Source organism: Agrobacterium salinitolerans (assembly GCF_002008225.1).
GTDB classification, from domain to species: Bacteria; Pseudomonadota; Alphaproteobacteria; order Rhizobiales; family Rhizobiaceae; genus Agrobacterium; species Agrobacterium salinitolerans.
The window spans coordinates 392,231-412,616 of the sequence record NZ_MRDH01000006.1; the positions used below are offsets into that span (position 1 = coordinate 392,231).

24 protein-coding genes, 1 pseudogene and 1 riboswitch are annotated in these 20,386 nt (G+C 58.3%); of the genes and pseudogenes, 16 read left to right on the forward strand and 9 right to left on the reverse strand.

Annotation, left to right across the window (positions count from 1 at the left end; genetic code table 11):
- Positions 1–89: 89 nt before the first annotated feature.
- The 8 genes from BS627_RS05945 (at position 90) to BS627_RS05980 (ending at position 5,803) form a co-directional block, all read left to right on the forward strand.
- Positions 90–443: an ArsR/SmtB family transcription factor gene (locus tag BS627_RS05945; protein ID WP_077982308.1), complete on the forward strand. Its 354-nt coding sequence runs from the start codon at positions 90–92 to the stop codon at positions 441–443.
- A gap of 83 nt (positions 444–526) precedes the next feature.
- Positions 527–1,054: an arsenate reductase ArsC gene (locus tag BS627_RS05950; RefSeq protein ID WP_077982309.1), complete on the forward strand. Its 528-nt coding sequence runs from the start codon at positions 527–529 to the stop codon at positions 1,052–1,054.
- Positions 1,054–2,112: an ACR3 family arsenite efflux transporter gene (gene arsB, locus BS627_RS05955; RefSeq protein WP_077982310.1), complete on the forward strand. Its 1,059-nt coding sequence runs from the start codon at positions 1,054–1,056 to the stop codon at positions 2,110–2,112. Before BS627_RS05950 ends, arsB begins: the two co-directional genes overlap by 1 nt.
- Positions 2,113–2,114: 2 nt before the next feature.
- Complete coding sequence (gene arsC / locus BS627_RS05960) at positions 2,115–2,537, forward strand: arsenate reductase (glutaredoxin) (RefSeq protein ID WP_077982928.1); 423 nt, start codon at positions 2,115–2,117, stop codon at positions 2,535–2,537.
- Entirely contained in the window at positions 2,494–3,240 is a 747-nt protein-coding gene (gene arsH, locus BS627_RS05965) for an arsenical resistance protein ArsH (RefSeq protein WP_165691145.1), read from the forward strand. The genes arsC and arsH overlap by 44 nt, the downstream gene beginning before the upstream one ends.
- A 141-nt stretch (positions 3,241–3,381) precedes the next feature.
- Entirely contained in the window at positions 3,382–4,764 is a 1,383-nt protein-coding gene (locus BS627_RS05970; RefSeq protein WP_077982312.1) for an ISNCY family transposase, read from the forward strand.
- A 149-nt stretch (positions 4,765–4,913) separates the two neighbouring features.
- The gene (locus BS627_RS05975; protein WP_131829410.1) at positions 4,914–5,198 is read left to right on the forward strand and encodes a hypothetical protein; all 285 of its coding nucleotides are present in this window, start codon (positions 4,914–4,916) and stop codon (positions 5,196–5,198) included.
- A gap of 341 nt (positions 5,199–5,539) precedes the next feature.
- Positions 5,540–5,803 (forward strand): hypothetical protein, encoded by a 264-nt coding sequence (locus tag BS627_RS05980; RefSeq protein WP_131829411.1) that lies wholly within the window; start codon positions 5,540–5,542, stop codon positions 5,801–5,803.
- A 327-nt stretch (positions 5,804–6,130) separates the two neighbouring features.
- On the opposite strand, the gene BS627_RS05985 is transcribed toward BS627_RS05980, so the two are convergent.
- Positions 6,131–6,583 (reverse strand): DUF5680 domain-containing protein, encoded by a 453-nt coding sequence (locus BS627_RS05985; protein WP_077982315.1) that lies wholly within the window; start codon positions 6,581–6,583, stop codon positions 6,131–6,133.
- A 166-nt stretch (positions 6,584–6,749) separates the two neighbouring features.
- Between BS627_RS05985 and BS627_RS05990 the strand changes: the two genes are divergently transcribed.
- Genes BS627_RS05990 through fghA form a run of 3 tightly spaced genes read left to right on the forward strand, consistent with a single transcriptional unit; the run spans position 6,750 to position 8,754 of the window.
- Positions 6,750–7,205, forward strand: a complete 456-nt coding sequence (locus BS627_RS05990) for a YaiI/YqxD family protein (protein WP_077982316.1) — start codon at positions 6,750–6,752, stop codon at positions 7,203–7,205.
- A gap of 25 nt (positions 7,206–7,230) precedes the next feature.
- Positions 7,231–7,890: a DUF1345 domain-containing protein gene (locus tag BS627_RS05995; RefSeq protein WP_077982317.1), complete on the forward strand. Its 660-nt coding sequence runs from the start codon at positions 7,231–7,233 to the stop codon at positions 7,888–7,890.
- A gap of 30 nt (positions 7,891–7,920) precedes the next feature.
- On the forward strand, positions 7,921–8,754 hold the full coding sequence (fghA, locus tag BS627_RS06000) for an S-formylglutathione hydrolase (RefSeq protein ID WP_077982318.1): 834 nt from the start codon (positions 7,921–7,923) through the stop codon (positions 8,752–8,754).
- Between the two features lie 59 nt (positions 8,755–8,813).
- Here the strand turns inward: fghA and BS627_RS06005 are convergent.
- The 6 genes and pseudogenes from BS627_RS06005 to crcB form a co-directional block, all read right to left on the reverse strand.
- Positions 8,814–9,203 (reverse strand): annotated as a pseudogene (locus tag BS627_RS06005) (RidA family protein).
- A 231-nt stretch (positions 9,204–9,434) separates the two neighbouring features.
- Entirely contained in the window at positions 9,435–9,923 is a 489-nt protein-coding gene (locus BS627_RS06010; RefSeq protein WP_077982319.1) for a hypothetical protein, read from the reverse strand.
- Between the two features lie 60 nt (positions 9,924–9,983).
- Positions 9,984–10,778 (reverse strand): ATP12 family chaperone protein, encoded by a 795-nt coding sequence (locus tag BS627_RS06015; RefSeq protein ID WP_077982320.1) that lies wholly within the window; start codon positions 10,776–10,778, stop codon positions 9,984–9,986.
- A 29-nt stretch (positions 10,779–10,807) separates the two neighbouring features.
- The gene (locus BS627_RS06020; RefSeq protein WP_077982321.1) at positions 10,808–11,476 is read right to left on the reverse strand and encodes an HAD family hydrolase; all 669 of its coding nucleotides are present in this window, start codon (positions 11,474–11,476) and stop codon (positions 10,808–10,810) included.
- A gap of 6 nt (positions 11,477–11,482) precedes the next feature.
- Positions 11,483–12,472 (reverse strand): RluA family pseudouridine synthase, encoded by a 990-nt coding sequence (locus tag BS627_RS06025; RefSeq protein WP_077982322.1) that lies wholly within the window; start codon positions 12,470–12,472, stop codon positions 11,483–11,485.
- Positions 12,473–12,538: 66 nt separating this feature from the next.
- Positions 12,539–12,916 (reverse strand): fluoride efflux transporter CrcB, encoded by a 378-nt coding sequence (gene crcB / locus BS627_RS06030; protein WP_077982323.1) that lies wholly within the window; start codon positions 12,914–12,916, stop codon positions 12,539–12,541.
- A 204-nt stretch (positions 12,917–13,120) separates the two neighbouring features.
- On the opposite strand from crcB, the gene BS627_RS06035 reads away from it, so the two are divergent.
- Positions 13,121–13,423 carry a hypothetical protein gene (locus BS627_RS06035; RefSeq protein ID WP_077982324.1) on the forward strand — a complete coding sequence of 101 codons (303 nt, stop codon included), beginning with the start codon at positions 13,121–13,123 and terminating at the stop codon, positions 13,421–13,423.
- Positions 13,424–13,657: 234 nt separating this feature from the next.
- Here BS627_RS06035 and BS627_RS06040 read toward each other — a convergent pair whose 3' ends face one another.
- Together BS627_RS06040 and BS627_RS06045 are read right to left on the reverse strand one after the other, a co-directional pair.
- Positions 13,658–14,635, reverse strand: a complete 978-nt coding sequence (locus tag BS627_RS06040; protein WP_077982325.1) for a copper chaperone PCu(A)C domain-containing protein — start codon at positions 14,633–14,635, stop codon at positions 13,658–13,660.
- A gap of 87 nt (positions 14,636–14,722) precedes the next feature.
- Positions 14,723–15,103: a hypothetical protein gene (locus BS627_RS06045; RefSeq protein WP_077982929.1), complete on the reverse strand. Its 381-nt coding sequence runs from the start codon at positions 15,101–15,103 to the stop codon at positions 14,723–14,725.
- A gap of 172 nt (positions 15,104–15,275) precedes the next feature.
- Between BS627_RS06045 and BS627_RS06050 the strand changes: the two genes are divergently transcribed.
- From BS627_RS06050 to gcvP, 4 genes are all read left to right on the forward strand, one after another.
- Positions 15,276–15,461, forward strand: coding sequence for a DUF3008 family protein (locus BS627_RS06050; RefSeq protein WP_077982326.1), 186 nt, complete (start codon positions 15,276–15,278; stop codon positions 15,459–15,461).
- 158 nt (positions 15,462–15,619) lie between these two features.
- A riboswitch (glycine riboswitch) is annotated at positions 15,620–15,707 on the forward strand.
- 151 nt (positions 15,708–15,858) lie between these two features.
- Positions 15,859–16,998 (forward strand): glycine cleavage system aminomethyltransferase GcvT, encoded by a 1,140-nt coding sequence (gene gcvT, locus BS627_RS06055; protein ID WP_077982327.1) that lies wholly within the window; start codon positions 15,859–15,861, stop codon positions 16,996–16,998.
- Between the two features lie 28 nt (positions 16,999–17,026).
- On the forward strand, positions 17,027–17,389 hold the full coding sequence (gene gcvH / locus BS627_RS06060) for a glycine cleavage system protein GcvH (RefSeq protein WP_077982328.1): 363 nt from the start codon (positions 17,027–17,029) through the stop codon (positions 17,387–17,389).
- Positions 17,389–20,253 (forward strand): aminomethyl-transferring glycine dehydrogenase, encoded by a 2,865-nt coding sequence (gene gcvP, locus BS627_RS06065; RefSeq protein WP_077982329.1) that lies wholly within the window; start codon positions 17,389–17,391, stop codon positions 20,251–20,253. Before gcvH ends, gcvP begins: the two co-directional genes overlap by 1 nt.
- Positions 20,254–20,386 lie beyond the last annotated feature (133 nt).

Sequence of the window (20,386 nt, forward strand, 5' to 3'; positions counted from 1 at the left end):
CAGGGCGAGGGGGGATGCCTTCGCCCAACCTGACGACCATGACGATATTCGGTACTTGACACATTCAATATATCCATTATTCTGGATTTATGGATAACAGTAGTGCAATCACCGCGCTTGGCGCGCTCGCCCAATCTACCCGACTGGAGACCTTCCGGCTTCTCGTGCGCCACGAGCCGGATGGCGTTCCCGCAGGTGAGCTTGCGCGTCTTCTCGACGTTCCCCAGAACACGATGTCGGCGCATCTCGCCACGCTTTCCCGGGCCGGTCTGGTCAAGAGTGAGCGGCAGAGCCGGTCTATCCTCTATCGCGCCGATCTTGACGGGTTGCGCCTGCTGACCCTGTTTCTGCTGAAGGATTGCTGCGGTGGTTCGACCGAGCTTTGCGCGCCGTTGATTGCCGAGCTGACGCCCTGCTGCAGCTTGCAGGCGACGCCGTCATGAACGCCGCCTGGCTGGTGTCCATCATCTCTTCTGCTTCGATCGCGGGGCTTGCCAGGCCACCGATCTAACCACGGACCGAAACCATGACCGATAAGATCTATAACGTGCTCTTTTTGTGCACGGGCAATTCCGCTCGCTCCATTCTTGCCGAATCCATTCTCGCCAAGGAAGGTGAGGGGAGGTTCAATGCCTATTCGGCCGGTAGCCAGCCGAAGGGAGAGGTAAATCCTCACGCCCTGAGGGAACTGGCCGTGCTGGGTTATCCGACCAGCGGGTTCACCTCGAAAAGCTGGGACGTGTTTGCCGGACCTGATGCGCCACGGATGGATTTCATCTTCACGGTGTGCGACAGCGCCGCCGGCGAAGCCTGTCCGGTCTGGATCGGCCATCCGATGACTGCCCATTGGGGGATAGAGGATCCCGCCGCTACGGTCGGCTCTGAGATCGAGGTTCAGCGCGCCTTCGCGCAGGCCGCTCGTTTCCTCAAGAACAGGATCGCGGCTTTCGTCAGCCTGCCGCTGCAATCCATCGATCGTATGGCGCTGGAGACCCGGCTTCGACAGATCGGTGCATTGGATGGAACCACCAATCCTGAAGGAAAGTCGGCCTGATGTCCCTGTTCGAACGCTATCTGACCGTCTGGGTGTTTCTGTGCATTGTCGCCGGTGTGGCGCTCGGCCATCTGATGCCCGGTGTCTTTCAGCTCATCGCTGCGGCCGAGATCGCCAAAGTGAACATTCCGGTTGCGATCCTGATCTGGCTGATGATCATTCCGATGCTGCTGAAGATCGATTTCCGGTCTCTTTCGCAGGTCGGCATGTTCTGGCGCGGCATTGGCGTGACCTTGTTCATCAACTGGGCCGTCAAGCCGTTCTCGATGGCGCTGCTCGGCTGGTTTTTCATCGGCTGGCTGTTCCGCCCTTATCTTCCGGCCGGTGAGATCGATTCCTACATTGCCGGGTTGATCATCCTTGCCGCGGCTCCTTGCACGGCCATGGTCTTCGTCTGGAGCAACCTTACGCGGGGTGAGCCGCTGTTCACGTTGTCGCAGGTCGCGCTCAACGATGCGATTATGGTCGTGGCTTTTGCTCCGGTGGTCGGCCTGCTGCTCGGTCTTTCCGCCATTACAGTGCCGTGGGCTACGCTTCTTCTTTCCGTTGCGCTTTATATTGTCGTTCCGGTCATCCTCGCGCAACTGGTCAGGCGCCGGCTCATGGCTGACGGAACCTCACGGACGCTGGATTACGTTCTCGCGAAATTGCAGCCGATTTCGCTGGCGGCGCTGCTTGCGACACTGGTTCTTCTCTTCGCATTTCAGGGCGAGCAGATCATTGCCCAGCCGGCCGTCATCGGCCTCCTCGCCATCCCCATCCTCATCCAGGTCTATCTGAATTCGGGGCTCGCCTACGTCCTGAACCGCATGACGGGTGAGCGCCATTGCGTCGCTGGGCCTTCCGCACTCATTGGCGCCAGCAACTTCTTCGAACTCGCGGTCGCGGCCGCCATCAGCCTGTTCGGGTTTCAGTCGGGTGCGGCGCTGGCAACCGTTGTCGGCGTCCTCATAGAAGTTCCGGTCATGCTTTCGGTCGTCTGGATCGTGAACCGCTCGAAGGACTGGTATGAGGCTGCACCCGCCGTTTCCCGAACGATAACGACCGAAAGGCAATGACCATGGACGCCACCATCTATCACAACCCGTCCTGCGGGACGTCGCGCAACACGCTGGCGCTGATCCGCGCGGCAGGGATCGAGCCGACCGTGATCGAATATCTGCGGGAACCGCCGACACGCGAGCAGCTTGCACGCATGATTGCGAATGCGGGGCTGACGGTGCGCGAAGCCATGCGCAAAAAAGGGACGCCTTATGCCGAGTTCGGTCTCGACAATCCGGACCTGACTGACGATCAGTTGCTCAATGCGATGATGGAAACGCCGATCCTCATCAATCGTCCCTTTGTCGTAACGCCACTCGGCACCAGGCTCGCCCGTCCTTCAGAGGTCGTGCTGGATATTCTGCCGGACACATTCAAAGGGCCGTTCTTCAAGGAGGATGGCGAGCAGGTCCTCGACAGTGAAGGAAAGCGCGTTGCCTGATAGTTTTCCCGCGTTGCAGGGGCATCACCTGCACAGCATCGACCCGGACGCCCTGCGTCCGGTGTTTTCGACCCATAAACCACGCATCCTGATCCTTTACGGCTCGCTGCGCGAAGTCTCCTATAGCCGTCTGCTGGCATTCGAGGCCGGGCGGCTGCTCGAACGGCTCGGTTGCGAGGTTCGGATATTCGATCCGAAGGGCTTGCCTTTGCCCGATGAAGCGCCGGTCAGCCACGCCAAGGTGCAGGAATTGCGTGAACTTTCAGAATGGTCGGAAGGACAGGTCTGGGTAAGCCCCGAACGCCATGGCGCGATGACCGGCATCATGAAGTCGCAGATCGACTGGATTCCTCTTGCAATCGGTTCTGTACGGCCGACACAGGGCAAGACACTCGCCGTCATGGAAGTGTCTGGCGGCAGCCAGTCCTTCAATGCCGTGAACCAGATGCGAATTCTCGGCCGATGGATGCGGATGATTACCATTCCAAACCAATCCTCGGTGGCAAAGGCCTATCAGGAATTCGACGCGGAAGGCCGGATGAAGCCGTCATCTTATTATGACCGGGTCGTCGACGTCTGTGAGGAACTGGTGAAATTCACGCTGCTGACGCGTGACGCTTCCAGCTATCTCACAGACCGATATAGCGAACGCAAAGAGTTGCCAGATGAACTTGAGAAACGTGTTTCGCTAAAATCAATCTGACGGGCTGGGTTCGGTTCACCGTTTCGTGCTTTTCAATCGTGGTTGAATGCGGCTGAAATCCAGAGCCACAGCATCAAATAAGTTCCATAATCTATCTTATGCGATTAACAGCTGTAGCCGCAAAGTTAAAGTGTCCTGTTTCTGCAAAGTTGGAATGTCACACTCCCCAGTGAGCGCGATTTGCAGCGGATCGAGGTTTTGTCGAAAGTCGTTGATGGCCGCATGACCATTGTCGCAGCGGCACATGTACTGGCAATCAGCGTTCGGCATGTTCAGAGACTGATTGGTCGTATTGAGGCTACCGGCGCTGCCTCGATCAGACATAAAGCGATCGGTCGACCGTCCAACAATAAAATCGCCACCGGCGTCCGTGATTACGTTTTGAAGCTGGTGCGTGAACGCTACCTTGATTTCGGACCTACGTTCGCGGCCGAGAAGCTTCAGGAAGAGCATGGCGTCACAATCTCGCGTGAGACGCTGCGCAAATGGATGCAGGATGCCGGCATATGGCTTTCGAGAAAGCAGCGGCGAACGTTTCATCAGCCGCGGTTGCGGCGTGAGGCCTATGGCGAGTTGGTGCAGATCGACGGGTCGGAGCATCGCTGGTTCGAGGATCGTGGTCCGGCCTGCTCTCTACTGGTATTCGTTGACGACGCGACCGGTAAGCTGATGCAGCTCCGGTTTGTTCGATCTGAGAGCGCGTTTACGTATTTCGAGGCATTGGCGCTTTACCTCAAAGAGCATGGCGCACCGATTGCCTTCTATTCCGACAAGCATTCGGTCTTTCGGGTGGCAAAGAAAGACCCCAAGGGCGGGCAAGGCATGACGCAGTTCGGCCGCGCTCTATCGGAGCTGCATATCGAGATTCTTTGCGCCAATTCCAGCCAGGCCAAGGGACGCGTCGAGCGCATGAACCGGACCTTGCAAGATCGCTTGGTCAAGGAATTGCGACTTGCCAATATCAGTGACATGGAGGCCGGCAATGCCTTCGTGCCTGCTTTCATCGAGCGATACAATGACCGCTTTGCGGTGACCCCTACCCGCCCCGAGAACCGTCATCGACCCGTCAGTCTGGCAGCAAACAGGCTGAACGACGTGCTCTGCAAACGGGAGCAACGTTATGTCGGTGCGCAGCTGACGTTCTCTTATGAGCGCAAACGCATCATGCTCGAGGAGAACGACATCACACGCGGCCTGGTCGGAAAGTATGTCGAGACATATGCTTACGCCGATGGTCGGCTGGATATCCGATGGAAAGGTCACTCTTTACCTCACAGAACCTTCGATAAGGACCAAAGCGTGACACATGCGGGGGTCGTGGAGAACAAGCGTCTCAGTGATGTGTTGGCTTACATAAAAGATCAGCAAGATCGACACCACGTCGGGAAGCCGAAGACCAACAGCAACAAGAACGGCTATAAGCCAACAGGTCGCAAGCCCGGTCGGCGGACGGATTTCATGAATGATCCGGACGTCATTGCGAGACGGCAAAGGGCTCTTGCTCAAATGGATGCGGCTGAGTGAAGGCCGCTTTCGGCCGATAGTGTTGAAAAACTCGTCGTTGTCGTCGCGGACTTAATGCTGCTATTTCTTCGCTAAACCGAGGGAATGATATGTCACCACAGCGCCTCAATGATAGGTATCGCACCTACGTTTTGCAGCCAGACCGAGAGATGAGCGATGCCGAATTGGTCACTCTCATGTCTAAGCACGGCGTACGCGGTTCTGTTTTTCAGATTTTAAGGCATATACCGGAACAAGGTGAGGACCTTTATACGGTGCTGGTTGACGACAGTTTGGTTGTTGAATTTGAAGTTCCACGAACGACGAAGATGACAGTCGTTTCCGAATTCTCCAGTTTTTCGCTTGCTACGTATCGACATGAACTGGGTCAAGGGAAGAGCCGCATCCGCCTCGACCAAGCAACGGCAAATGCACGCAAGCTTTTAGATGCGTGAATAAATGATCTCGCTTGCGCGAGACGAATTCCTGCTTGCCGCAACGGCGCAGAACCTGAGGAGGCTGGCAAAACTCAGGCCACAAACGCCGCCATATGGCGTTATTGCTACATGAGAGCCGCATGATTTGAGGCCCTGCGCCGCGGCGTGGGCACAAAAGCATTGGTACGCCGCCCGGAAAAACGAAATCGGGCGGATGAACAGCCAATCCAGCGAGTTTTTCAACGAAATCCGCCCGAAGGAGACATTTGTACTAGACTGATACGATACCCGCCCGCTTTTCAGATCGAGTAAAAATGATAGACAATTGGCACTCTGATCCAGAGATACAGGAGTCGCCATTGTCAAACGCGTCGCTCGTACACAAAATTGAGCAATCGCTTTTGTCATTATGTCGTCGGGAAATTCTTCCGTCATCTGCTGCAAGTTCCTTCCTGCTTAACGGACGGGCGCTGGAAGCACTCCCGTATCATCTCGTCAAAGAGATGGAAGACATCGGAATGGACCTTGAGATTGCGGCTTGGCACGATAAAGAAGAGTTTAGTCCAAATATTGGCCCTGTTATCTCCCGTGCAGAAGAGTGGCTGGCGAAGGTTCCTCGGTAACTTTTCGCTGAGAGCTGATGGCCGTTATTGGCGCAAAGCAGCCAAGACGCTGAGGAAGCTAAAGCCGAAGAGGGGGGGGCCATCACCCGCCCCCTCCCTGCCCTTGCAACCCGGCCCAGCCGGTCCGGTCGGGGGCTGGCCGTCGGCGCCAGTGTCGCATTTCTAACTGGTTGGCAGAGCGACAGATGACATTTTAACTTTGCACGATCCGCGACATTCCAACCTTGCCGCCACAACGACATTCCAACCTTGCCGCCACAACGGCCCTGCTGATTTGAAGCCTGGAGATGGAGCGTTGAAACATCATCGTCCCATCCTTCGCCTCTTTTACGGCTTTATCATTCCGCCATGATAATCGAGCCGGTATGTCTCGACGTGTCCCCGGTAAATGCGCTCCAAGCCGGTGAAGGACTGGAACTCTCCGGCATTCGTGTCGACATAGACCAAATCCTCCACCGGGTGGGTGAAGCCGCCGAGAAAGCGGCCCTCACGATAGAGCGTGGAAAGCGACCTCTGGATGACCCTGCCGGCCGTGGCGCCATCGATCATGTCGGGCCGGAGGATGCGGCCGTAATAACTCATCGCCCACACCGCCGTTCCCTGATGCCAAACGACCTCCTGACCTATGAAATCAGTTCCCCCGAAATAGCTGTCGATATAGTGCCAGTCGCCGTTCCGATAACCGAGATCGTGCGATCCCTTGCGAGTGGGCGTCGCGGAGTTGTTGCCGCCGCCAACATACGTCGCGGACTTGGCCTGCACGATGAAATCTTCCAGCATGGGAAACCTTTGGGAGACAAGAACATAAAGTGAACATAGGTGATTTTTGGGATGTTCGCAAGTGCGCCCCTGCCCTGTGTCGAACCCGCATTTCAACAATGGCGGGCTTGGTAATCGCGGCGTTTGCGCTTAGAAGCATGGCAGGAATTATCCGAAAAGAGTGTCCATGCCGCAAAACCCGCAGATCTATGTCGATGCCGATGCCTGCCCCGTGAAGCCGGAGATTCTCAAGGTGGCGGAGCGGCATGGGCTGGAAGTGACCTTCGTTGCCAATTCCGGCCTGCGTCCGTCGCGCGATCCTATGGTAAAAAACGTCATCGTATCCGCCGGTTTCGACGCGGCGGACGACTGGATCGCCGATCATGCAGCCGAAAACGACATCGTCATCACCGCCGATGTGCCGCTGGCCGGCCGCTGTGTCGCCAAGGGTGCGCTGGTGACCGGGCCGACGGGCCGCGTTTTTGACCAGTCGAACATCGGGATGGCGACGGCGATGCGCGATTTTGGCGCGCATCTGCGCGAAACCGGTGAAAGCAAGGGATATAACGCGGCTTTTTCACCGCGCGACCGCTCGGCTTTTCTGGAGACGCTTGACCGTTTCTGCCGCCGTGTCAAAAAATGACGGCGACAACGGAGAGGCGCCACCCATGAACCCGGCCGCTATGAAAAGCAACAGCTATCGTCGCCATCAACCTTTCGTCATTGCTTTTTTGGTCGGCGCCGTGAGCCTTGGCCTGGCGCTGGTTTTTGCGCCGCCGCTGGCGATCGAGATCGCGGCCGTTCTGTTCTTCCTGACCTATCTCACCTTGATTGCATTTCGCCTGTCGGGGTTGACGGCGCAACATCTGAAGGCCCATGCCGATAGCGATGATCTGCCTGCGGTCGCCATCATCGCCGTCACGCTGCTTGCCGTTGCCGTCGCGGTGGTATCGCTGTTTCAGGCCCTCAATCATACCGGCGAAACAGTCTGGGCGCTGCTCATCGCCTTCGCCTCGGTGATCTTCGGCTGGCTGACCATCCACACCATGACCGCCCTGCACTACGCTCATCTTTACTGGCGGCCGGCGATGGCCGACGGCAAGCCCCAGCATCGCGGCGGCATGGATTTTCCGGGGACGAAGGAACCCTGCGGCTACGACTTTCTCTATTTCGCCGTGGTGATCGGCATGACGGCGCAGACGTCGGATGTGGGCGTAACCACGACCGCCATGCGTAAGGTCACGTTGCTGCACTCCATCGTTTCTTTCTTTTTCAATACGGTTCTGGTAGCGGCGGCGGTGAATGCCGCCGTCTCGCTTGCGGGCTGAACCGATTTTCTTTTCAAGAGGACTGTCTTCATGAACATTATTTCGCAAAATACGGCCTTTGGCGGCATGCAGGGCGTATTTTCGCATACATCGGAAACCCTGAAATCTGAGATGACCTTTGCGGTTTATGTGCCGCCGAAGGCGATTCATGAGCCCTGCCCGGTTGTCTGGTATCTCTCGGGCCTCACCTGCACCCACGCCAATGTCATGGAGAAGGGCGAATATCGCCGCATGGCGTCTGAACTCGGACTTGTCATCGTCTGCCCGGATACCAGCCCGCGCGGCAACGACGTGCCGGATGAGCTGACCAACTGGCAGATGGGCAAGGGCGCCGGTTTTTATCTCGACGCCACGGAGGAGCCGTGGTCGGAGCACTACCAGATGTACAGCTATGTGACGGAAGAGCTGCCTGCCCTGATCGGCCAGCATTTCCGCGCGGATATGAGCCGCCAGGCCATTTTCGGCCATTCGATGGGCGGTCATGGCGCGATGACCATTGCGCTGAAAAACCCCGAGCGTTTCAAGAGCTGCTCGGCTTTTGCACCCATCGTTGCACCCTCTTCCGCAGACTGGTCGGAACCGGCGCTGGAAAAATATCTCGGTGCTGACAGGACCGCATGGCGTCGCTATGACGCCTGCTCGCTGGTCGAGGATGGCGCACGGTTTCCCGAATTTCTGATCGATCAGGGCAAAGCCGATAGTTTCCTGGAAAAAGGCCTGCGCCCCTGGCTGTTCGAAGAGGCGATCAAGGGCACGGATATCGGCCTAACGCTGCGCATGCACGATCGTTACGACCACTCCTATTATTTCATCTCCACTTTCATGGATGACCATTTGAAGTGGCATGCGGAGCGGCTGGGGTAAGGATAGAAAGAAGGTTGGCGGCGCCCTTTAAGCGCCGCCGTTTCAGATCTAACCTGGCATTACGGGATACGGGCAATGACCTTGATCTCGAAATCGAAGCCGGCAAGCCAGTTGACGCCGACGGCGGTCCAGTTCGGGTAAGGCTTTTAGCTGAAAATCTCCTGCTTGACGGTCATGATCGTTCCGAACTGGTTTTCCGGATCCGTGTGGAACGTCGTCACATCCACAATGTCGTCAAAGGTGCAGCCCGCCGCCTCAAGCGTTGCCTTGAGATTTTCGAAGGCCAGCCGGACCTGTCGCCCAAAATCAGGTTCAGGCGTTCCATCGGCACGGCTGCCGACCTGGCCGGAAACGAAAAGAAGGTCACCGGATCGGATAGCTGCGGAATAGCCATGCTCCTCGTAAAGCGCATGCCTGTTAGCGGGGAAAATTGCTTCGCGTGCGGTCATTGTGAATATCTCTTTTGGCTGGAGTGGTCATGGACGCGAGAAGCGTTGCTCTTGTTCAAAGCAGGCTTCGGACGTCCATTTACATACGTTACGTATGCCAGATAGTTACATACGCGTCGCATGTCAATTATATATACGCGACGTATGTTAGCTTACGAGCACAGAAGATGCGCCCGATTGAAGCTGAAATGCGGACGAATAGCCGTCACGCCCTCGCCTTTTGTGTCCTGCTTATGGAAACAGAGCCGTCGCAAGCGTCGTCGGAGCGCGCCGGTTCAGCCTGAATTCGCGGATCACGCGTTCGGCGACGCCATAGGCAAGTTCCTGCTCTATTGACTGATCGTCGAAGCTGACGACGGTGGCGGTGAATTTGGCTTCTGCAATTACCTCTCCCGTCGCAACGGCGGCGGCGCGGACGATAACCTTGGCTGACGCCCTTTCCCCGAACAGGAAGGGACCGCGTGTAACGGATGCAAGTCGGATGGTCAGCACCACGCGCGGCCTTGTTTCTCCACGCGCCGTAGTTTTGATCGCATTTTGCACCTGTGCATGGATGGACTGCATCAGCGCCGGGGCGACATCCGGGCGTGCAGCGACGAACGCGCCGCGCACGTCGTAAAGCAGCCGGTCGGTATTCGTCGCTTCCGGTTCCAGCCTGAAAGACATGAGCACGAAACACGCCAGCAAAAGAATGCCAAGGCGTTTTAGCGTGGTAATCATGATCAGCGGCTCCCCTAACGTGAGGTAGCCATATGTTCGACGATCAGGGTTAGAAAAGCGTTAAGAGCCGCTCTTCAGCGACTCCAGAACATTGAGGGCCGCGCGCATGTCGACAAGCCTGACGGCGCGGCGCTCCAGCGCCTCCTCGTCCTCGCCCCATTGCTCGGCGGTCCAATCCTCGTCCAGATGGGCGAGCGCCCATGTTTCTTCCAGCTTCAGCTGCCCTTCCGCCAGCGCCAGCGCCAAAATGGCTGAGCCGGTCAGCGACGTCATGGTGTGAAGAGCGGCAAGCGCAATCGGTGTGTCGTATTTCTTCAGCGTTACCGCAAAAGCGGCGATGGCTTCGCGCGGCTGGTCCTGATGCATCACGCCTTCTACGAGAAGGAAACGCGCGCCGAGCACATTGGCCGCCCAGTCCAGCACGGGATCCCAGTGGTCCGTCTGCCGCGCAACCAGCGCTTCCGGGTCGCCCGCCCTATAGCAGAGGAGATCGGAAGAAGAAAAACGAAGTACGTCCTCAAAAACCGCCTGCGTGTCGTTGGCGACGCCATCAATGGCCGTGTTCACATGCCGAGAGACGGGCATGACCACCGGATTGACCACGTCTTTCTGGGCGTCCCATTCATCGCGAAGCAGCTCCGCCAGCGCACGCGTCGGGACGGTCAGTGGCTTCTTGGCTGGAGTGCGCAGCGGCTTGCCATCGAGAAGGATGGTAAAACCGCCCTCCTCCGCCTCGCCGACGGTGACATCCTTGTAGAACCGCTTCGGCAGAGGCTTCTGCATCTGGATCTGCGCGCGCAGGATCGGGTCGGGATGGCTCAGGCCCTCCGAAAGGTCGTTCAGGAGATCACGCATGGCACGTCCTCGTCAGTCGGATAGAAAGGTTATTCAAGAATATCGGCCGGAACATAGGCCTGAATTTCGCGCGGGTGGTTGACGACCGCATCGGCGCCCGCCTTCCAGAGATCGTCGACCGAGGCATAGCCCCAGGCGACGCCGATTGCTTTTGCGCCCGCAGCCTTGGCCATCTGCATGTCGTAAATCGCATCGCCTATTACGACAGTATCGGCCGGAACCATGCCGGTTTCATGGCAGCATTCCATCACCATGGCCGGATGCGGCTTGGAGGGGCAATCATCCGCCGTACGCGAAACGATGAAGTGATCGGCAAGGCCATGGGTCTGCAGTATATGGGTAAGACCGCGCCGGCCCTTGCCGGTCACCGCCCCGATCAGCACATCGTCACGTTTCGAAAGCGCATCGATCAGCGGGGCGATACCGTCGAAAAGCGGCACGGTCATTTCCGAGCGCTCCCGCAGGGGATGATAGATTTCCCTGTAGCGTTCTGTCATCGCCTGCGCCTCGTCATCCACATGTGTCTTGCCGAGCATGCGGGCGATGGCAATATCGAGCGTCAGTCCGATGATCGCCTTGGTTTCGGAGATATCGGGGCGCGGCTTGCCGAAATCAGCGAAAGTGTCTGCCATGACGGCATGGATCAGGCCGGCGCTATCCACCAGCGTTCCGTCGCAATCGAAAAGAACCAGTTTCATGGGCTGTCAGTCTTCCCTATCGCCATCGGCCACGTCGAGACCGAGCAGGTTCCAGGTTTGCACCATATGCGGCGGCAGGGGTGCGCTGACCCGAAGCCGGCCGCCATTCGGATGCGGAATATCGATATGGCGTGCATGCAGATGCAGGCGCTTCTGGATGCCGCCGGGAAAATCCCAGTTCGGATCGTCGATGTAATATTTGGGATCGCCGATGATCGGGTGGCCCATATGCCGCGCGTGCACGCGAAGCTGATGGGTGCGGCCGGTATAGGGTTCCATTTCCAGCCAGGCGAGGTTCTGCGCGGCGGTATCGATGACGCGGTAATAGGAGACTGCGTGATCGGCCCCCTCCTCGCCATGTTTGGCGATACGCATACGGTCGCCATCCATCGTCTGTTCCTTGACGAGCCAGGTGGATATCTTGTCCTGATGTTTGCGGGGCACGCCCTTGACCAGCGCCCAATAGGTCTTCTTGGTGTCGCGCTCGCGGAAGGCGGCGGTCAGCTTCTGCGCAGCGCCGCGGGTGCGGGCAACCACCAGCACGCCCGACGTATCGCGGTCCAGGCGGTGTACCAGACGCGGCTTTTCGCCCTTCTGGTTGGTCCAGGCTTCCAGCAGCCCGTCAATATGGCGGGTGACGCCGGAGCCGCCCTGCACGGCGATGCCGGCCGGCTTGTTGAAAACGAAGACCTTGTCGTCTTCATGCAGCAGCATGCGCGCGAGAAGCTCGCCATCTTCGGAATGTTTGAGATCCTTCGATCCGATCGGGCCGCTTTTGACCTTGAGATCGGAATCGACCGGCGGAACGCGCACCATCTGTCCCGGCTGCACGCGTGCATCCGTCTTCACCCGGCCGCCGTCCACACGCACCTGGCCGGAGCGCAGAAGCTTCTGCAACTGCCCGAAACCAAGTCCCGGATAATGAATCTTGAACCAGCGATCGAGGCGCATACCGGCCTCGTCGGCCCCGACCTTGATGTGCTCGATACCTGCCATGAAATTTCCAGTCTTTCTGTCCTGATCGCGCGCCCTGTTCGCCAGCGCGCCGTTTGGACCAAGCCTTTAGAACAAACTGCGGCCCAAGGCCAGCCCGGCGAAAACCGCAGCGATGGAAACCCCAAGGCTTGTCAGGACGTAAATGGTCGAAAGGCCAAGCGCGCCGCGTTCGAACAGCGAGACCGCGTCGAGCGAAAACGACGAGAACGTTGTAAAGCCGCCGAGCACGCCGGTGACGAGAAACAGGCGCATTTCCATCGATGCATTCAACCGCCTTGCCACGAGCTCCACCAGCAGACCGATCAGGAAAGATCCGGCCACGTTCACAGCAAGGGTTCCCCATGGAAAATTCGGTCCGGCCAACCGCATACACAAGACCCCGACCAGATAACGGAACACGGAACCGATTGCACCGCCTGCGGCGACAAGGGCGATATTGATCATGGGAAATTGTGTCTCCGGAAGAAATCGTCGGACCGCGCGGTCCAAGGCATTTTTAGACCATGAGAACTGCTGGCGAAACCCCAAAATCCCGTGCTTTCGGTTATTAAAATACGATTAAATTGCAGCTCCGCGATTTAGCCTTCCAACAATGGGCAGCTGCTAATCTCCGGTTTTTCAGGGTCGGCTAAGATCGCCGGAGGTTCGATGACACAGGTTCTTTCCGTTTCCGCGAATACAGCGGCCTATGCACTCGAGGCCGTAAAACCGCTGCAACGCACGCCGCGCAAGAGTGAAATTGAAGAGGCCATTCACGAACTGGCGCGCAAGGCCGAAAACGGCGACGATTTCCAGCTCAGGGGCCTGATGACGACGATCAAGCCGCCGGCCCTCACCCTCTATTTCCTGATAGCAAGCAGCCAGCGTCAGGAGCCGCAGGCGACACTGGAGCAGGCCGTGGAGGCTTACGAGGAAAACAGCCTTACATCAAAATCTGAAAGTAATTTATAGATCAGGTGGATACATAGGTATTTTAATGTTGTTTCTTCAGTTTTTCGACATATAGACGGGATCCCCACATTCAGCCTGGTGCCAGACTGATCTTCTAGAGATTTACGACCGGGTTCCGGAAAATCACGTGGGCGACCCCTGCCTTTTCCGCCAAGGCGCCGAAGAACAAAAACGATAGATCAAAATTTGCGGCTACCGGACGTGTCACGCGTTCCGGTAGCCGTTTTTCATCGGTCAATTATGCTGGTGGTCGCCGCCGCCCTTGGCTGCACCCGTCGAAAGCACGATCTCGACCTTGCCGGCCTTTTCGAAGATGAGCGTCACCGGCACCTTGTCGCCTTCGGCAAAAGGCTTTTTAACATCGAAGAACATCATGTGCAGGCCGCCGGGCTTCAGTTCCACCGTCTGGCCGGCGGGAATAACGATACCCTCATCAAGCTTGCGCATTTTCATGACGTCGTTGACCATGGCCATCTCGTGGATTTCAGCGCGACCGGCGGAAGAGGACTCGACCCCAACCAGCTTGTCGTCGCTGTCGCCGGTGTTCTTGATGGTGACGTAACCGCCTCCGACCGGCTGGCCCGGTAGCATCGCCTTGGTTGCGCCATCAGAGATTTCGAGGTTGCCGGCCTTCACGACATCCATATCCATCGCCATGGCGGAATGATCGTGCCCACCGGCATGTTCCGACTTCGCGGTTACCTTGATGGTCGGCGCCGGGCTTTTCAGCGAGTGCGGATCGACACCGGCGGCTGCGACTTCATCCCAGGAGACCTTGCCCTTGTCGCCGCAAAGCTGCGTCACCTTGAACGGCAGGTCCTGCCCCACTTCAACGCCGGAGATTTTGCCCTGCACGGCGAAAGTGTCGTAGAACTCGTCCGGCAGGTTGCCACCTTTCCAGCGGATCTCGACCGGTCCGCTTTTAATCTCCTTGCCGTGGTTCTTGTAGGTCTTCTGGTAGTCGCCCTTGATGATTTCCAGTTCCCAGCCGGCCTTGGGCTGCGGCTTGGCGGAAATGAATCCTTCCGGCAGCTTGATCTGAACTTCGGTCGTGGCGAGCCCGCCGTCGCAGCCATGCGGCACCTGGAGGGCCGCGACGACGGTGCTTTCCTGTTCGGCGGAACCGTCAACGAAGGTGGCGTGGGCGAAAGCCTGCGCGGTCGATACCGAAGCGACGAAAAGGCTGCATGTGATGATCTTGGTAGTTTTCATTTGCTTGTCCCTGCGACTGCTCTCCCTCTGGGTCCGCGCAGCCGCTCCGTGCCGCCAAAGGCGGCGATGATACCGTAAAACGAATAATCAGTCGGACAGGGTTGGCGGGCCGCGCGCAGCGGGTTTCTGGATCGTCAGCACGGAGCGGAAGCTCCATTCCGAAGGCAGGCGATTGTCGAGCCAGGCAAATTCAGTTCTCAGCCAGCCAGCCATATCAGGCGTCGGCAGAAGAATGGACGAGGCCAGGAGGCAGGCCTCGCAAAACAGAATGGCGTCGCGGGAATGGGCGGGGCCTTCCTTGGTATGGGAAGCGTTGACGCCGTCGCCATGACCAAAACAGATTTCCGCAAAGGTGCCGTCCGGCAGCCGGTAACTCTCGTCAAGGACAACCTGAGAGCTGACGGCAAGCGCGGGCTTGTGGGCAAAACCGAGCGACAACATCAGAGCAGCGCAGAAAATGCGAAGCATCTTCTCCAATTCTGCCAGCCGTCTCTTTCGATCTGTATCCATACTCTACGCGATATCTCGCTTTCCTGCCGATTTCAAAGGGGAATTTTGCCGCAGGCTCGATAGTTGCGAGGGAACAATCAATGCAAGCCGGCATTTTTCTGCTGGAGCCATCGTTTCAAAGGAGGCAACCATGCCAGCCAAATCGAAAGCCCAGCAGAAAGCCGCGGGTGCAGCTCTCGCCGTCAAACGCGGCGAAGTGAAAAAATCAACTTTACAAGGCGCTTCAAAAAGCATGGAGAAGTCTATGACAGAAAAGGAACTTGTGGATTTTGCCTCAACGAAACGGAAGGGCTTGCCGGAGAAAAAATCCGATTAGCATTGCATCTTTACGCTGGCCGAATCCCGGTCGTTGAAACGCATCTGCAAACCTTTCGACGAGACGGTTGCTATGACGATGACGCAGATGGAGCAAGAATCTGTTCAGATGCGTCATTTGGTCCTTGCCAATAGCGGGGCTTCAAAGATAATGAGCGCGCATCATCGTTGGGAGAAACCGCTTCAATGCGGTGCCGAAGGAGCAACCGCCCCGGAAACTCTCAGGCAAAAGGACCAGCGGTGACGACGGAACTCTGGAGAGAAGCCACCTTGATCTAAAGGACGGCTCGCCGAAGGGATAACAATCTCAGGCGACAAGGACAGAGGGGGCTCTTGAACCGGCGCATCGCGCCATGACCTGAGCCCGCGCGATATATCGCGCAACCCTGGAGGCGTCCTTGGACGATACCGCCGCGCTGAAAACCACGCCGCTGCATTCCCTGCACCTATCGCTTGGCGCCCGCATGGTGCCCTTTGCCGGTTACGACATGCCGGTGCAATATCCGGCCGGTGTGTTGAAGGAGCATCTTCAGACCCGCACCTCCGCCGGCCTGTTTGACGTGTCCCATATGGGCCAGGTGATCGTGAAGGCGAAGTCCGGCAACAATGAAGATGCCGCGCTCGCCCTCGAAAAACTGGTGCCGGTGGATATTTTCGGCCTGAAGGAAGGCCGGCAGCGTTACGGTTTCTTCACCGATGAAAACGGCTGTATTCTGGATGATCTGATGATCACCAATCGCGGTGATCACCTGTTCGTCGTCGTCAACGCCGCCTGCAAGGATGCCGATGTTGCCCATATGAAGGCGCATCTTTCCAATGCTTGCGAAATAACGCTTCTCGATGACCGGGCGCTGATCGCGCTTCAGGGACCGCGCGCGGAAGAGGTGCTGGCGGAGCTTTGGACAGGCGTATCCGACATGAAATTCATGGATGTGCAGGAAGTGCCGTTGCATGATGTGCCCTGCATCGTGTCCCGTTCCGGTTATTCCGGCGAGGACGGTTTTGAAATCTCGGTGCCTGCCGAAAAGGCGGAAGAGATCGCCAAGGCCCTGCTCGAACATCCCGATTGCGAGCCGATCGGGCTTGGCGCGCGTGACAGCCTGCGTCTGGAAGCCGGTCTTTGTCTCTACGGCAACGATATCGATACAACGACCTCCCCCATCGAAGCCTCGCTCGAATGGGCGATCCAGAAGGCGCGCCGCGCCGGCGGTGATCGCGAAGGCGGTTTTCCGGGGGCGGAACGCATTCTCGGCGAACTCAAGGACGGCACATCGCGCCGGCGTGTCGGCCTGAAGCCGGAAGGCAAGGCTCCGGTGCGCGGCCATTCGAAGCTTTTTGCGGATGCCGAAGGCAAGACGGAAATCGGTGAAGTCACCTCAGGCGGTTTCGGCCCCTCGGTCGAAGGTCCCGTCGCCATGGGTTACGTGCCAACGGCTTACACGGCTCCCGGCACGGTGATCTTCGCGGAAGTGCGTGGCAAATATCTGCCCGTCACCGTCGCCGTCCTGCCCTTCATCAAGCCCACTTATAAACGCTAATCCTCATTCCATCTCCGGAGAGAACACGATGCTGAAATTTACCGCAGAACACGAATGGCTGAAGTTCGAAGGCGACGTCGCCACCGTTGGCATTACCAGCCACGCCGCCGAACAGCTTGGCGACCTCGTCTTCGTCGAATTGCCAGAAGTGGGCGCCACCTTCTCCAAGGATGGCGACGCAGCGACCGTTGAATCCGTCAAGGCCGCGTCCGATGTCTATTGTCCGCTGGATGGCGAAGTGGTGGAGATCAATCAGGCCATTGTCGACGATCCCTCGCTGGTCAATTCCGACCCGCAGGGTGCCGGTTGGTTCTTCAAGTTGAAACTCTCCAATCCGGCCGATGTCGAGACGCTGCTCGACGAAGCAGCCTACAAGGAGCTGATCGCGTAATGACGACGCCCACCGAATTCCATTTTACCGACTACCAGCCCTATGATTTCGCCAACCGGCGTCACATCGGGCCGTCGCCGTCGGAAATGGCGGAGATGCTGAAGGTTGTCGGCTATAAGAGCCTCGACGCACTGATCGACGCCACCGTCCCCTCCTCCATCCGCCAGAAGGTGCCGCTGACCTGGGGTGCCGCGCTGACCGAACGCGAGGCGCTCGACCGCCTGCGCGAAACGGCCAACAAGAACCAGGTACTGACCTCGCTGATCGGCCAGGGTTATTACGGCACGATCACGCCCCCGGTCATCCAGCGCAACATTCTGGAAAACCCGGCCTGGTACACGGCTTACACGCCCTACCAGCCGGAAATCAGCCAGGGCCGCCTTGAGGCGCTCTTGAACTACCAGACTATGGTCTGCGATCTGACCGGTCTCGATGTCGCCAATGCATCGTTGCTCGATGAAGCGACGGCGGCCGCCGAAGCCATGTCCATGTGCCAACGCGTCGCGAAATCCAAGGCGACCGCCTTCTTCGTGGACGCCAATTGCCATCCGCAGACCATTGCGCTGATCGAGACCCGCGCGGCCCCGCTGGGCTGGAAGGTGATCGTCGGCAACCCGTTCACCGATCTCGATCCCGTCGACGTGTTCGGCGCGATCTTCCAGTATCCCGGCACACACGGCCATGTCAGCGATTTCTCGGGCCTGATTTCCCGTCTGCACCAGACGGGCGCGATCGCCGCGGTTGCCGCCGATCTGCTGGCGCTGACGCTGCTGAAATCTCCCGGCGAAATGGGTGCTGACATCGCCATCGGCACCTCGCAACGTTTCGGCGTTCCTGTCGGTTACGGTGGCCCGCATGCGGCTTACATGTCGGTCAAGGACGCGCACAAGCGTTCCATGCCCGGCCGTCTGGTCGGCGTCTCCGTCGATGCGCGCGGCAATCGCGCCTATCGCCTGTCGCTGCAGACGCGCGAGCAGCATATCCGTCGCGAAAAGGCCACTTCCAACATCTGCACTGCGCAGGTGCTGCTGGCCGTCATGGCCTCCATGTACGGCGTCTTCCACGGCCCGCAGGGCATCAAGGCGATTGCCCAGCAGACCCACCAGAAGGCCGTTTTGATGGCCAAGGGCCTTGAGAAACTTGGCTACGTCATCGAGCCGGAAACCTTCTTCGACACCATCACCGTCGAAGTCGGCCATATGCAGGGCGTCATCCTGCGCTCGGCCGTTGCGGAAGGTGTGAACCTGCGCAAGGTCGGCGCGACCAAGATCGGCATGAGCCTCGACGAGCGCACGCGCCCTGCAACGCTTGAGGCCGTGTGGCGCGCATTCGGCGGCAATTTCTCGATTTCGGATTTCGAGCCGGAATATCGCCTGCCGAAGGAACTGCTGCGTACCAGCGAGTACATGACGCATCCGATCTTCCACATGAACCGTGCCGAAAGCGAGATGACCCGTTACATCCGTCGCCTTTCGGACCGTGATCTGGCGCTCGATCGCTCGATGATCCCGCTCGGTTCCTGCACCATGAAACTGAATGCGACAGCGGAAATGCTGCCGATCACCTGGCCGGAATTTTCCGACATCCATCCCTTCGTGCCGGCCAATCAGGCGCTCGGCTACAAGGAGATGATTGACGACCTCTCGGAAAAGCTTTGCTCGGTGACCGGTTACGACGCCTTCTCCATGCAGCCGAATTCCGGCGCGCAGGGGGAATATGCGGGGCTTCTGACCATCCGCAACTATCACTTGGCCAATGGCGACAGCCATCGCGATATATGCCTCATTCCAACGTCCGCCCATGGCACCAACCCGGCCTCGGCGCAGATGGCCGGTATGAAGGTGGTGCCGGTGAAGGCACGCGATAACGGCGACATCGATATCGATGATTTCCGTGCAAAAGCAGAGCAGTATGCAGAAAACCTCTCGTGCTGCATGATCACCTATCCGTCCACCCACGGCGTGTTTGAGGAGACTGTTCGCGAGATTTGCGAGATCACCCACAAGCATGGTGGACAGGTCTATCTCGACGGGGCCAACATGAACGCCATGGTCGGCCTCGCCCGTCCCGGTGATATCGGCTCTGACGTTTCGCACCTCAACCTGCACAAGACCTTCTGCATTCCGCATGGCGGCGGCGGTCCGGGCATGGGGCCGATCGGCGTCAAGGCGCATCTGGCTCCCTATCTTCCCGGCCATCCGACGACGGACGGTCGTGAAGGTGCCGTTTCGGCTGCTCCCTTCGGCTCGCCGTCGATCCTGCCGATTTCCTGGAGCTACTGCCTGATGATGGGCGGCGAAGGGCTGACGCAGGCGACCAAGGTGGCGATCCTCAACGCCAACTACATCGCCGAACGGCTGAAGGGCGCTTACGATGTGCTCTACAAGTCCGAAACGGGACGTGTGGCGCATGAGTGCATCATCGACACCCGGCCCTTAGCGGACAGCTGCGGCGTGACGGTGGACGATGTCGCAAAGCGTCTCATCGATTGCGGTTTCCATGCGCCGACCATGAGCTGGCCGGTAGCTGGCACGCTGATGATAGAGCCAACGGAATCCGAGACCAAGGCGGAGCTTGATCGTTTCTGCGATGCCATGCTGGCGATCCGTGAGGAAGCCCGCGACATCGAGGAAGGCCGTGCGGACAAGAGCAACAATCCGCTGAAGAACGCGCCGCACACGGTGGAAGACCTCGTCGGCGAATGGGATCGTCCCTATAGCCGCGAAAAGGGCTGCTTCCCGCCCGGTGCCTTCCGGATCGACAAATACTGGTCGCCGGTCAACCGCATCGACAACGTTTATGGCGACCGCAACCTCATCTGCACCTGCCCGCCAATGGAGGCCTACGCCGAAGCGGCGGAATAAGGCAACGGTGCAAGCCGACACGCGAAGGCCCGGAGCAATCCGGGCCTTTTCCGTCAAGGCGACATTTTCGCTATCTGGCTCACGCTTCCGCATGGTTGATCCCGGCATGTCCCGTGTTAAATAGATGACGCTG

Coding starts and splice junctions, on each gene's coding strand:
- BS627_RS05945 (WP_077982308.1), top strand. CDS start 90: ATGGATAACAGTAGTGCAATCACCGCGCTTGGCGCGCTCGCCCAATCT.
- BS627_RS05950 (WP_077982309.1), top strand. CDS start 527: ATGACCGATAAGATCTATAACGTGCTCTTTTTGTGCACGGGCAATTCC.
- arsB (WP_077982310.1), top strand. CDS start 1,054: ATGTCCCTGTTCGAACGCTATCTGACCGTCTGGGTGTTTCTGTGCATT.
- arsC (WP_077982928.1), top strand. CDS start 2,115: ATGGACGCCACCATCTATCACAACCCGTCCTGCGGGACGTCGCGCAAC.
- arsH (WP_165691145.1), top strand. CDS start 2,494: ATGGCGAGCAGGTCCTCGACAGTGAAGGAAAGCGCGTTGCCTGATAGT.
- BS627_RS05975 (WP_131829410.1), top strand. CDS start 4,914: ATGAGCGATGCCGAATTGGTCACTCTCATGTCTAAGCACGGCGTACGC.
- BS627_RS05985 (WP_077982315.1), bottom strand. CDS start 6,583: ATGCTGGAAGATTTCATCGTGCAGGCCAAGTCCGCGACGTATGTTGGC.
- BS627_RS05990 (WP_077982316.1), top strand. CDS start 6,750: ATGCCGCAAAACCCGCAGATCTATGTCGATGCCGATGCCTGCCCCGTG.
- BS627_RS05995 (WP_077982317.1), top strand. CDS start 7,231: ATGAACCCGGCCGCTATGAAAAGCAACAGCTATCGTCGCCATCAACCT.
- fghA (WP_077982318.1), top strand. CDS start 7,921: ATGAACATTATTTCGCAAAATACGGCCTTTGGCGGCATGCAGGGCGTA.
- BS627_RS06010 (WP_077982319.1), bottom strand. CDS start 9,923: ATGATTACCACGCTAAAACGCCTTGGCATTCTTTTGCTGGCGTGTTTC.
- BS627_RS06015 (WP_077982320.1), bottom strand. CDS start 10,778: ATGCGTGATCTCCTGAACGACCTTTCGGAGGGCCTGAGCCATCCCGAC.
- BS627_RS06020 (WP_077982321.1), bottom strand. CDS start 11,476: ATGAAACTGGTTCTTTTCGATTGCGACGGAACGCTGGTGGATAGCGCC.
- BS627_RS06025 (WP_077982322.1), bottom strand. CDS start 12,472: ATGGCAGGTATCGAGCACATCAAGGTCGGGGCCGACGAGGCCGGTATG.
- crcB (WP_077982323.1), bottom strand. CDS start 12,916: ATGATCAATATCGCCCTTGTCGCCGCAGGCGGTGCAATCGGTTCCGTG.
- BS627_RS06035 (WP_077982324.1), top strand. CDS start 13,121: ATGACACAGGTTCTTTCCGTTTCCGCGAATACAGCGGCCTATGCACTC.
- BS627_RS06040 (WP_077982325.1), bottom strand. CDS start 14,635: ATGAAAACTACCAAGATCATCACATGCAGCCTTTTCGTCGCTTCGGTA.
- BS627_RS06045 (WP_077982929.1), bottom strand. CDS start 15,103: ATGCTTCGCATTTTCTGCGCTGCTCTGATGTTGTCGCTCGGTTTTGCC.
- BS627_RS06050 (WP_077982326.1), top strand. CDS start 15,276: ATGCCAGCCAAATCGAAAGCCCAGCAGAAAGCCGCGGGTGCAGCTCTC.
- gcvH (WP_077982328.1), top strand. CDS start 17,027: ATGCTGAAATTTACCGCAGAACACGAATGGCTGAAGTTCGAAGGCGAC.
- gcvP (WP_077982329.1), top strand. CDS start 17,389: ATGACGACGCCCACCGAATTCCATTTTACCGACTACCAGCCCTATGAT.